Annotated in this window: 12 protein-coding genes; 9 read left to right on the top strand and 3 right to left on the bottom strand. The window is 45.4% G+C overall.

Features of this window, described 5'->3' with window-relative positions:
* From IM509_RS04475 to recQ, 4 genes are all read left to right on the top strand, one after another.
* A partial coding sequence (locus tag IM509_RS04475; RefSeq protein WP_272079426.1) for an Ig-like domain-containing protein occupies positions 1-1,288 on the top strand: 1,288 nt, incomplete at its 5' end.
* A gap of 58 nt (positions 1,289-1,346) precedes the next feature.
* Complete coding sequence (locus IM509_RS04470) at positions 1,347-1,469, top strand: hypothetical protein (RefSeq protein ID WP_260441373.1); 123 nt, start codon at positions 1,347-1,349, stop codon at positions 1,467-1,469.
* Positions 1,470-1,565: 96 nt separating this feature from the next.
* Positions 1,566-2,177: a DUF3318 domain-containing protein gene (locus IM509_RS04465; RefSeq protein ID WP_002786558.1), complete on the top strand. Its 612-nt coding sequence runs from the start codon at positions 1,566-1,568 to the stop codon at positions 2,175-2,177.
* Positions 2,178-2,285: 108 nt separating this feature from the next.
* Positions 2,286-4,397, top strand: coding sequence for a DNA helicase RecQ (recQ, locus tag IM509_RS04460; RefSeq protein WP_052278196.1), 2,112 nt, complete (start codon positions 2,286-2,288; stop codon positions 4,395-4,397).
* A gap of 153 nt (positions 4,398-4,550) precedes the next feature.
* Here the strand turns inward: recQ and IM509_RS04455 are convergent, their stop codons facing one another.
* Entirely contained in the window at positions 4,551-4,691 is a 141-nt protein-coding gene (locus IM509_RS04455) for a hypothetical protein (protein ID WP_002760440.1), read from the bottom strand.
* 989 nt (positions 4,692-5,680) lie between these two features.
* Here IM509_RS04455 and atpD point away from each other — a divergent pair.
* Both atpD and atpC read left to right on the top strand, forming a co-directional pair.
* Complete coding sequence (gene atpD, locus IM509_RS04450; protein ID WP_052278197.1) at positions 5,681-7,129, top strand: F0F1 ATP synthase subunit beta; 1,449 nt, start codon at positions 5,681-5,683, stop codon at positions 7,127-7,129.
* A 74-nt stretch (positions 7,130-7,203) separates the two neighbouring features.
* Entirely contained in the window at positions 7,204-7,620 is a 417-nt protein-coding gene (atpC, locus tag IM509_RS04445; RefSeq protein WP_002760449.1) for an ATP synthase F1 subunit epsilon, read from the top strand.
* Between the two features lie 303 nt (positions 7,621-7,923).
* Here the strand turns inward: atpC and IM509_RS04440 are convergent, their stop codons facing one another.
* Positions 7,924-8,247, bottom strand: coding sequence for a 30S ribosomal protein PSRP-3 (locus IM509_RS04440; RefSeq protein ID WP_002760450.1), 324 nt, complete (start codon positions 8,245-8,247; stop codon positions 7,924-7,926).
* A 103-nt stretch (positions 8,248-8,350) separates the two neighbouring features.
* Between IM509_RS04440 and mutT the strand changes: the two genes are divergently transcribed.
* From mutT to mraY, 3 genes are read left to right on the top strand one after another with little or no spacing between them, the layout of a single operon-like run.
* A complete protein-coding gene (gene mutT / locus IM509_RS04435) occupies positions 8,351-8,773 on the top strand; it encodes an 8-oxo-dGTP diphosphatase MutT (RefSeq protein WP_185237997.1) in 423 nt (140 codons plus the stop codon).
* Complete coding sequence (locus IM509_RS04430) at positions 8,770-9,033, top strand: DUF3134 domain-containing protein (protein WP_002760451.1); 264 nt, start codon at positions 8,770-8,772, stop codon at positions 9,031-9,033. The genes mutT and IM509_RS04430 overlap by 4 nt, the downstream gene beginning before the upstream one ends.
* Positions 9,034-9,078: 45 nt before the next feature.
* Entirely contained in the window at positions 9,079-10,146 is a 1,068-nt protein-coding gene (mraY, locus tag IM509_RS04425; protein WP_185237996.1) for a phospho-N-acetylmuramoyl-pentapeptide-transferase, read from the top strand.
* On the opposite strand, the gene IM509_RS04420 is transcribed toward mraY, so the two are convergent.
* Positions 10,147-10,470 carry a HesB/IscA family protein gene (locus IM509_RS04420; protein WP_147070141.1) on the bottom strand — a complete coding sequence of 108 codons (324 nt, stop codon included), beginning with the start codon at positions 10,468-10,470 and terminating at the stop codon, positions 10,147-10,149. It abuts the gene before it with no gap.
* Between the last annotated feature and the right edge of the window lie 256 nt (positions 10,471-10,726).

Here is a 10,726-nt window from a genome sequence, read left to right as displayed (position 1 = left end):
TAGCTACAGTGATCTTGTCGGTAACAATGGTGGAGCCGGCTCGGATACGGTGACGATTGATACCAAAAATCCGACCCTTGCAGTCGATATCGTTGATGCTTCCTTGAACGACGGAACTAACAGTTCTCTCGTTACCTTTGAGTTCAGCGAAGATGTCACCGGTTTTGCCGACGGTGATGTGAGCGTCAGCGGCGGAACCCTGAGCGACTTCACCCAGGTGGATGGCAACAGCTATACGGCCATCTTCACGGCCGACGATGGGGTGGAAACCATTTGCTCGGTGTCCGTGGCAGCCGATAGCTACAGTGATCTTGTCGGTAACAATGGTGGAGCGGGTACGGATACGGTGACGATTGATACACTTAATCCGACCGTGGGCATCACCTTCGACAACTCACCGCTCACTGGCCAGAACTTTAGCACTACAGTTACCTTCCAGTTCAGCGAAGCCGTAAGTTTCACGGCCAGTAATGTCACCCTAGCCAACGGGGTGTTGAGCAACTTCACTGGCAGCGGCAGCAGCTACACCGCCACCTTCACCGCGACTGACTTCCAGTCGCCAACGGGAACAGTGGCGGTGTCCAACGACTATTTCGATATCCTTGGCAACCAGGGTGTTGCCAATTCGGCCAACATCGCCCTGACCGTGGGCGGCGGTCCTGACCCGAATGATGGGCCGTCTGGAGGCGACAGTGTGATTGGCTCAGGTACACTTGGCGCGGATTTCATCACTGGATCAAATGGTAACGACAACCTTAGCGGCATCGACGGCAACGACACCATCAATGGCGGCGACGGCAATGACACCATCAACGGCGGCACCGGCGCCGACATTATCAGCGGCGGCACCGGCAACGACAACATCATCGGACTCGGCGGCTTTGATCTGATCTACGGCGGATCTGGCAATGATACCATCAATGGTGGTAATGGTATTGACACCATCGTCGGCGGGTTCGGCAACGATTCCCTCACCGGTGGCGGCGGCGACACCTTCCGGTTTCTGAGCATCTACGACCAGCAGGATGTGATCACCGGTTTCAACGACACCATCGTGTTCGATATAACCGGTGCCAGCGCCTTCACAGCCTTGGGTAGCGGGGCTTTGGGAACCACAACCTACACCGGTGCAATTGCTGGCGGTTACCTCACCTACAGCGGCGGGGTACTCTCCTACGATGCCGATGGCTCTGCGGGATCAACCTTCAGTCCGTTGGCGATTGTCACGTTGACCGGAACTCTCACCCCCACCCTCTCCGACACCAAAGTGCTGTTCCAGGCGCTCTAGCTCAAGCAGGCATTCCCCGCCTTATTTCTCCGGCCCCTGCTGGCCATTATTGCGGGGAATGTTCTTAACTTCTTCTGCTCTGCACCTGCTTACCGGCTCTGGTTTTGAGCCAGTCCTTAGCCAGTCCGTAGAATTTATTGGCGATTTTCGGGACATCGAACCCCTCAAAGCCGAACGGTAGGGACTCGCGCGGTTTCGTTGAGAAAATTGTCGGAAAAGAGATATTAACTCAGAAAGCGATTATACTCAATGATCGAAGACTATTGACCAGCGATCGATGAACCAAGACAACGAGATTAGTCATTTACTAGACCTCATGCCTGCTTCGGGACGGATGATGACGCGCATTGTCAGCAAACCCGAAAGCACCAAGGTAATCGAAACTAATTTTCCCCTGCCCTGGCAAAGAGGAGTCAGACCGATTCCAATTAATTTTGACCTCTGGCGGCAATTATCAAGACCCCAACGGGATTTAGTCTTGTTAAGGGCTGTCTGTGTTTTAACGGCAGTAAAATGGTTTAAACCCGATCTCGATCGAGTAATTGCTCTGGCTGGTATGATCGGTTTAACCGTGGAAACCCTGCAAACCGATGCCGTCGGTATGGCAGTAGCGGGGGGTTTAACTGCCTTGGCAATTAACCGGATTTGGCGGGAAAAACGCAGCCCCCAACGGGAATTAGATGCGGATGAAGCAGCCCTAAAAGTGGCTGTTAGACGCGGTTACACGGAAACCGAGGCCGCTAAAAGTTTATTATCGGCTATTGAGACTATAGCTGAAATTGAAGGGCGATCGAGTCTCAATTTTAACGAGTTATTGCGCTGTCAAAATCTGAAAAAATTAGCCAATCTCTCCTTTGTTGGTGTTCCCGATCAGGTGAGACAATCCTAGGGTCAGTTGTTTTGGCTATCAGCTTTCTTTTTACTGATTACCGATCACTGACTACTTAAATCCCTAACCTTAAAATAACTACTATAAAAATATCTTTCCCCTTGCTCAATGGCTGCAATTGACTCTTTAGAAAAAGTCTTAAAATATCACTTTGGCTACGATCAATTTCGACCGAATCAACGCCAAATAATTGAGGCTGCTTTAAATAATCAGGATTTATTAGTAATTATGCCCACTGGAGGCGGTAAATCTCTCTGTTTTCAGCTACCTGCTTTAATCAAAAAAGGGGTGACGGTGGTGGTTTCTCCCCTAATTGCTTTAATGCAGGATCAAGTAACTGCTTTAGCTGATAATGGCATCGGGGCAACATTTCTCAATAGCACTTTAAATGCTAAACAAGTCAGAGAAAGAGAATCTTTAATCCTGCAAGGAAAAATTAAACTGTTATATGTCGCGCCAGAAAGATTATTATCGCCTAGTTTTTTAGATTTTTTAGCTGTTATTGATAATTACCTTGGTTTAGCCTGTTTAGCGGTAGATGAAGCTCACTGTGTCTCCGATTGGGGTCATGATTTTCGCCCTGAATATCGACAAATTAAACAAGTTCGTCAACGCTTTCCCTCTGCACCAATTCTGGCTTTAACTGCCACCGCTACCCAACAGGTTAGGGAAGATATTATCCAACAATTAGGATTGCGAGATACTTCCATTCATATTGCTAGTTTTAATCGTCCTAATCTTTATTATGAAGTTCGATCTAAAACCAGTAAATCTTATCAGCAATTGTATCAATATATTAAAGGACAAAAAGGATCAGGAATAGTTTACTGTATCAGCCGGAAAACCGTCGATAAAGTTGCCGAACAGTTACAAAAAGATGGTATTGATGCCCTACCCTATCACGCCGGTATGGATGATCGGGAAAGAAGCGAAAATCAAACCCGTTTTATTCGGGATGATGTGCAGATTATGGTGGCAACAATTGCCTTCGGTATGGGGATTAATAAACCAGATGTGCGCTTTGTCGTTCATTATGATTTACCCCGCAATTTAGAGGGATATTATCAAGAATCGGGCCGCGCCGGTAGGGACGGAGAACCGGCTAAATGTACCCTCTTTTTTAGCTTTGCAGATGCCAGAAAAATTGAGTATTTTATTAACCAAAAAACCGAGCAAAATGAACAACAGAAAGCTCGTCAACAATTGCGACAGGTGTTAGATTATGCCGAAGGGACTGAATGCAGAAGATCGAGTGTACTAGGCTACTTTGGCGAAAGTTTTTCAGGTAACTGTGGTAACTGTGATAACTGTCGGAATGGTAACAATTCCGAGGATTGGACAATCGAGGCACAAAAATTTTTATCCTGTGTGGCGCGGACGGGACAAAAATTCGGTATGATGCACATAATCAACGTGCTGAGGGGAGGAAAAGGTGAAAGAATCACCCAATATCAACATCATTTATTATCTACTTATGGCATCGGTAAAGATAAAACTGTCGGGGAGTGGAAACGTTTAAGTCGTTCCCTTGTCCAGCAAAATCTACTGGTAGAAACTGAAGACAATTTTAGAATCTTGAAACTTAATCAAAACAGTTGGGAAGTGATGCGGAAACAACGTTCCGTGTTTATTGCCGTCCCCCAAAAAGCTAACGGTCAAATCTTGGGAGACGACAATCCCAATACGCTGGAAAGTGATTTATTATTCGAGCGCTTGCGACAACTGCGGAAAAAAATTGCCGATAGTCAAGGGGTTCCTCCCTACGTTATTTTTCATGATTCTAGTCTGCGTTTGATGGCTCAATCAAAACCCCGGAGTTTAGGGGAGTTTCGTCAAATTTCTGGAGTAGTACAAAGCAAAGTGCAGCAGTATGGTGATATATTTATAGCGGCAATTAATGATTTTTGTCAGGATAGTCTTCCCTCTACTCAATTCCTCACTCTCCAATACTATCAAGATGGTTTGAATGCGGAAGAAATCGCTCGCAAAAGAAGCTTAAAAGTCTCAACCATCTATGAACATTTAGCTAAATTGCTGGAAGCGGGTTACGAAATTGATATTAATCAGTTAGTCTCTAAAAATAAACAGGAATATATTCGTTTAGCGATTAAAAAAGTGGGTGATCAATCCCTGAAAACTCTCAAAGAAAATCTGGGAGATAATTATAGTTATGAGGAAATTAAATTAGTTGTTGCTTGGCAAAGACGACCCCGGCAATAAGGCCAGAGCAACTCTTTTGATGCAACCCTCCACTTTAAAAGCTATAATAGATAATCAGTTTTTAATAACCGGATTTAGTATTACAACCAGTGGGTTAATCCGCTCAAAAATTGCTTTTTTTCGGGGTTGAAACATTTTAAACCCCGATTTTTATCATCCGGGAAAAATAACTTCTAGGGGAGCGGGAATCATCTCGCTACGAAAGTCAAGAATCTGAACTAGGATTAAATAGGCAACGGCGATTAAAATCGAAATCGCTCCCGTGATAATGGCGATAATTTTAGCAGAATTCATATAATTAACCGATAATTTCCTCAGATTATTGATCTATTGCCGCAAAAGCTACCGAAATTTATTCTCATCTAGGATTGCGAGCCTAAACAATTGAAACTGAAGATAAGTAGGGAGGCAAAATTATTTGTAGGATGGGTTAGCGGTAGCATAACATAATCAGGCGTTGGGTTTCATGCTTCAACCCAACCTACGTTCATCTTATATTTAATTCCACCCACCCACTTATCTTACAGCACAATTCTCCCGGACAGTTGAGGGAAGGGAGTGCATCTCAGTTTTGTAAGTAGTCGTGGAAAATTAATTTCCTAGTCGAGACTCCGAGACAGGAGACTCCGAGACGGGAGACTCCGAGACGGGAGACTCCGAGACGGGAGACGGGATACAGCTATTAGGGATCGGATTTGAGTTTTCAGTTCACTGTTTACTGATCACAGCAGAAGTCTGACGGAGTAGTGGCTTAGATGTGTAATTAATTGTGCTTAGATACTTAGAAATATCCATAACACATTTTGAGCGCAAGCATTGCGCCCCTACCATAAACCCTATCTAAAGCTGTCCCTTGAAAATTTGACAGGAGATAGTTCTTGTGGTTCAATACATAGATTAAAATCTATGGTCAAGCTTTGAATTATTTTTTATTTGAATCTAGGCAACCAGCAAAACCCTTGCTATAATCGACAATATATGGTAATAGACCAATTCCATCCGCTGCATCCGCATCGGCATCCCCAAAGTTGATCAACCTCGCTTTGTTTTAAGGTAGGCTAAGGCCTGCCTTACTTTTTATCGGTGATCAGCAACCAGTAAGCAGAAAATTGCCATTTAATACCGATCACCGCTCAGACTCGGAAAACTCAAATCGGATCACTGGTGACTGATAACTGATCTGATCCCCTAGCGTGATAAGCTGAGTATTGGCTAATTTTACAAAAAATTAAGACTTTCCCCTTGTGGGAGTTATCAGCTAAAACCCAGAGTAGACATAAACAATGGTAGCGACAACAGAAACTAACGTTGGTAAAATCGTCCAGATCATCGGTCCGGTCATCGATGCCGAATTTCCCAGTGGCAACCTGCCCCGTATTTATAATGCCTTAACCGTAAAAGGAACTAACTCCGCCGGTCAAAATTTATCCGTTACTTGTGAAGTACAACAGTTACTCGGTGACAACCAAGTGCGGGCCGTTGCCATGAGTACCACCGATGGTTTAGTGCGCGGTATGGATATCGTGGACACTGGCGCGGCGATTAGCGTTCCCGTGGGTAAATGCACCCTCGGTCGGATTTTTAACGTTCTTGGTGAACCCGTGGACGAAAAAGGACCGGTTAACGTCACCGAAACCTCTCCTATTCACCGTCCCGCTCCCAAATTAGTCGATCTTGAAGTAACACCGACGGTTTTTGAAACCGGTATCAAGGTGATTGACCTGCTCACCCCCTACCGTCAAGGGGGCAAAATCGGCCTCTTTGGGGGTGCTGGTGTGGGCAAAACCGTCATTATGATGGAATTAATCAACAATATCGCCATTCAACACGGGGGTGTCTCGGTTTTTGGCGGTGTGGGTGAAAGAACCCGCGAAGGAAACGACCTCTACAACGAGATGATCGAATCGAAGGTAATCAACGCTGATAACCCCGAAGAATCGAAAATCGCCCTCGTTTACGGTCAGATGAACGAACCCCCCGGAGCGAGAATGCGCGTCGGTCTCTCCGCTTTGACCATGGCCGAATACTTCCGCGATGTCAACAAGCAAGACGTACTCTTATTTATTGATAATATCTTCCGTTTCGTGCAAGCCGGTTCGGAAGTATCGGCGCTCCTCGGTCGGATGCCTTCTGCGGTAGGATACCAACCCACCCTCGGCACTGACGTAGGCGACCTGCAAGAGCGGATTACCTCCACCAAAGAGGGATCGATCACTTCCATCCAAGCGGTCTATGTACCCGCGGATGACTTGACTGACCCCGCTCCCGCTACTACCTTCGCTCACTTGGACGGAACAACAGTACTATCCCGGGGTCTGGCTTCCAAAGGTATCTATCCGGCGGTAGATCCCCTCGGTTCCACCAGCACCATGCTCCAAGCTGATATCGTCGGTGATGAACACTACGGCACCGCTCGCGCCGTCCAATCTACCCTGCAACGCTATAAAGAGTTACAGGACATCATCGCTATTCTCGGTTTAGACGAATTATCGGAAGAAGATCGTCTCACCGTTGACCGCGCTCGCAAAATTGAGCGTTTCCTCTCGCAACCTTTCTTCGTGGCGGAAGTTTTCACCGGTTCCCCGGGTAAATACGTTACCCTCGCTGATACGATCAAAGGCTTCCAGATGATCCTCAAAGGTGAACTCGATAGCTTACCCGAACAAGCGTTCTATATGGTCGGCAGTATCGATGAAGCGATCGCTAAAGGCGCAAAACTCAAAAAAGGCTAATTAAAAGTCAGTAGTAACCGCTAAACGCGGTTACTAAACCCAGAAATCTGCCAAAATTATCGTTATTATCACCAATGAGCATTACAGTACGGGTTATTACACCCGATCGCATTGTCTGGGATAACGTGGCCGAAGAAGTAATCCTACCCAGTTCCACGGGACAATTAGGTATTCTTAGCGGTCACGCTCCTTTATTAACTGCCCTGAATATTGGCGTAATGCGAATTCGACCGGGGAAAGACTGGGAAAATATCGCGGTTTTGGGCGGTTTTGCCGAAGTCGAAAATAATGAGATCAAAGTCCTCGTTAATGGGGCGGAATTAGGCTCAAAAATCGATAAAGAAAAAGCTCGCGCCGAATACGAACAGGCCCAAACCCGTCTCGATGAAGTCAGTAAAGGGGATGACCGTCGCAAAACTATCCAAGCGCAACAATCATGGCGCAAAGCACGCGCTAGATACCAGGCCGCAGGCGGTTTAGTATCGGTTTAAACCAAGCCAAATCACATTAAATTAAAGCAAAATCGGGCGGGTTTATATAAACCTACCCGATTCTTTTTCAGTGATCAGTGATCAGTTATCAGTGATCAGTTATCAGTAGGTTGGGTTGAAGCATGAAACCCAACGCCCGATTATGTTACGCTACCGCTAACCCATCCTACAAATAATTGTTCCTCCCTACTTATTGAGAAGTTGCTGTTCTCCTACTGCTCGGTGATCACTGAAAAAGTTTCCTGTTTTCCGTTGCCTAAAACTGGAGATTTTGTCGCTCCCCATTAAGATAACTGCTATAAATTAATTGCTACCACTAAAAACAACTTCGGGGAATTTTAACTGTGCATCGGCCATGGGGATTTGTCGGCCTTGATTGCGTAACTCTTGCCAAAAATTAATTACTTCTGTGGCTTTGTTGAGAACATCAACGCGATCGGACTCATCAATCCAGTGTTTTGCTTCTAACTCCTCTTGCAGTTGTTGCCAAGCATCATTGCGCGGCCAGAAAAAATAAGCGGTGAGGGGGCTAGTTCCTTTGCCGACCACCTGATCCACAGCGATCGCTACGTTCTGATCTAACCACAATACTTTTAAAATAAACTTTGATTCGGAACTGACTGTCATTGTTAATCGTTAATCGTACAATTCTCGATCATATCATCTTTTGACTCAATTTTCCGCAGTCAGTTTTTAACTATTTTTTCCGATTTTTTCGCTAATAACCGCTATGATTCCAGAAACAGACTCTTTACCCTGTAAACAAATCGGTGTGGCCGTAATTAGAGATGATCGAGATTTAATTTTAATCGATCGCCGTCTAGCCAAGGGACTCTTGGGCGGTTTTTGGGAATTCCCCGGTGGCAAAATCGAAGGCAATGAAACGGTACAGGAATGTATTAAACGGGAGGTATTAGAAGAAATTGGCATTGAAATCGCAGTGGATAGTCATTTAATCACCATCGATCACACCTATAGTCATTTTCGGGTTAATCTACAAGTATATAACTGTCGTTATCTCAGCGGCCAAGCAAGAGCGATCGAATGTGAAGAAATCCGCTGGGTAACTATCGAGGAACTAGATAATTACACTTTCCCCGCGGCCAATCAAGAGATTATCAGAGCCTTAAAAGACATGGTAAACTCGAAATGATTGCTGCTAATCGTCGAGTAATTATGCTTAATCCTTCTATTCGTCAAGAACCCCGCTATGAACCGGCCGCGGTTATTCCCCTAAAAAAAGACGCTTCCATTGTCGAGTGGTTAGAAAAAAATAATCGCATGATTCCCCGGGATAAAATCGCCGAACCAGATCTCACTCTCGAAGAAGATGTGGAACTATCTGAACTCATGGATGTCGATGATATCGGTTATGATGACGACGAAGACGAATTAGTCTTAGATGAAGATTAATCCCGTCTTCTTTGGCAAATTTTACCCTTATCTGGCGCTTTAGTCGTGAACGCTAACATTTTTTCCGCCCCTATCTTTAAAAAACCCACTGGAACCCATCTCCTGATTCTACTAACGGGATTACTATTTCTGTTAGTAGTTTTTTTTCAGTCCACTAATTCCCTGTTACTCCCCCTGATGGCCACAACGCTAATTAGTGCTGGTCTTGGTTGTCAAGTAGTACCGATGCTGCGGCGCTTGAAAATGGGTCAGATTATGCGCGAAGATGGTCCCCAGGCTCATTTAAAGAAAGCAGGAACCCCAACCATGGGAGGCAGCTTTTTTGTGCCAGTAGCCCTTATTTTCGCTTTAATCTGGTCTAAATTTACTCCTAATGTGGTGGCGGTTGCTTTGCTGACTTTTGCTTACATGGGTATCGGTTGGTTAGATGATTGGCAAATTTTGCGTTATAAGTCGAATAAGGGCCTATCTCCCCGGATGAAGTTAATTTTACAGATAACCGGGGCGGTGCTTTTTTGTCTCTGGATGTCCTTCAATCAGGTGAGTACCGATATCGGCCTTTGGGGTCGATTAGTGATTCCTTTGGGCTTTTTCTTCTGGATTTTGGCGGGATTTGTCCTTGTGGCTGAAAGTAACGCCACTAATCTCACCGATGGGGTGGATGGATTAGCGGGGGGAACAGGTGCGATCGCATTTTTGGGTTTAGCCATTATTATCGCTCCTAGTCATCCAGATTTGGCGATTTTCTGCACTTGTTTTGCTGGTGCTTGTCTAGGCTTCATTTTTCATAACCGCAACCCCGCTAAAGTGTTCATGGGTGATACGGGTTCCCTCGCTTTGGGAGGTGCTTTAGCTGCAGTGGGTTTAATTACTGGACATCTCTGGGGATTATTTTTAATTAGTGGTCTGTTCTTTCTGGAATCTCTTTCGGTAATCGCTCAGGTTATCTATTATAAAGCCACAAAAGGACCCGATGGCAAGGGCAAAAGATTATTAAAAATGGCTCCTTTTCATCATCATTTAGAATTAAGTGGTTGGACGGAAAACAAGATTGTGGGAGCTTTTTATCTGGTTAATGCGCTTTTAGTTGTCTTGGCTATTTGGAGCAGTTAATTAAGCGCTAAAGGAAAGACCACAACCGCAGGTATTTTGGGTGTTGGCATTGGTAAAACGGAAACCACCACCCATGAGATCTTCTGAATAGTCTAATTTTAAAATTTGTAGGTAGCGATCGCTGTCAGGATCGACTACAATATTAATACCCTGACTTTGATAAAAGCGATCGTTTTCTGCCACAATAGGGGTTAATTCGAGATGATAGTGAAGTCCCGAACAACCACCATTTTTTACTGCCAAACGCAGATAGGAACCAGTCAGACGACGGCTTTGACTCCAACGTTCAATTTCTCTAGCGGCGGCGGGACTTAATTCGATCATTGTTTTTGAGACTATTGTAATAATAATATCAAGTTCTTGTGAAGTTATACCACAGTTGTTGTCAAACTTTATGTTAAGTAGCTGGTTATAATTAAATTAAAAATGGATTTTAGGTTCGATCCCCCCTTAGTCCCCCCTTGATAAGGGGGGTGCCGATCCCCCCTTAGTCCCCCCTTGATAAGGGGGGTGCCGATCCCCCCTGCCCCCCTTGATAAGGGGGGTGCCGATAGGCGGGGGGATCCCCCTTGATAAGGGG

This window comes from Microcystis sp. M31BS1 (assembly GCF_020245285.1).
GTDB lineage: Bacteria > Cyanobacteriota > Cyanobacteriia > Cyanobacteriales > Microcystaceae > Microcystis > Microcystis panniformis.
This window is presented reverse-complemented; position numbering and strand designations above follow the sequence as displayed.

Bases quoted from the DNA above. Each gene is read 5' to 3' on its own strand.
- atpC (WP_002760449.1), top strand. From the start codon at position 7,204: ATGAGCATTACAGTACGGGTTATTACACCCGATCGCATTGTCTGGGAT.
- recQ (WP_052278196.1), top strand. From the start codon at position 2,286: ATGGCTGCAATTGACTCTTTAGAAAAAGTCTTAAAATATCACTTTGGC.
- mutT (WP_185237997.1), top strand. From the start codon at position 8,351: ATGATTCCAGAAACAGACTCTTTACCCTGTAAACAAATCGGTGTGGCC.
- IM509_RS04420 (WP_147070141.1), bottom strand. From the start codon at position 10,470: ATGATCGAATTAAGTCCCGCCGCCGCTAGAGAAATTGAACGTTGGAGT.
- IM509_RS04470 (WP_260441373.1), top strand. From the start codon at position 1,347: ATGTTCTTAACTTCTTCTGCTCTGCACCTGCTTACCGGCTCTGGTTTT.
- IM509_RS04455 (WP_002760440.1), bottom strand. From the start codon at position 4,691: ATGAATTCTGCTAAAATTATCGCCATTATCACGGGAGCGATTTCGATT.
- IM509_RS04465 (WP_002786558.1), top strand. From the start codon at position 1,566: ATGAACCAAGACAACGAGATTAGTCATTTACTAGACCTCATGCCTGCT.
- IM509_RS04430 (WP_002760451.1), top strand. From the start codon at position 8,770: ATGATTGCTGCTAATCGTCGAGTAATTATGCTTAATCCTTCTATTCGT.
- atpD (WP_052278197.1), top strand. From the start codon at position 5,681: ATGGTAGCGACAACAGAAACTAACGTTGGTAAAATCGTCCAGATCATC.
- IM509_RS04440 (WP_002760450.1), bottom strand. From the start codon at position 8,247: ATGACAGTCAGTTCCGAATCAAAGTTTATTTTAAAAGTATTGTGGTTA.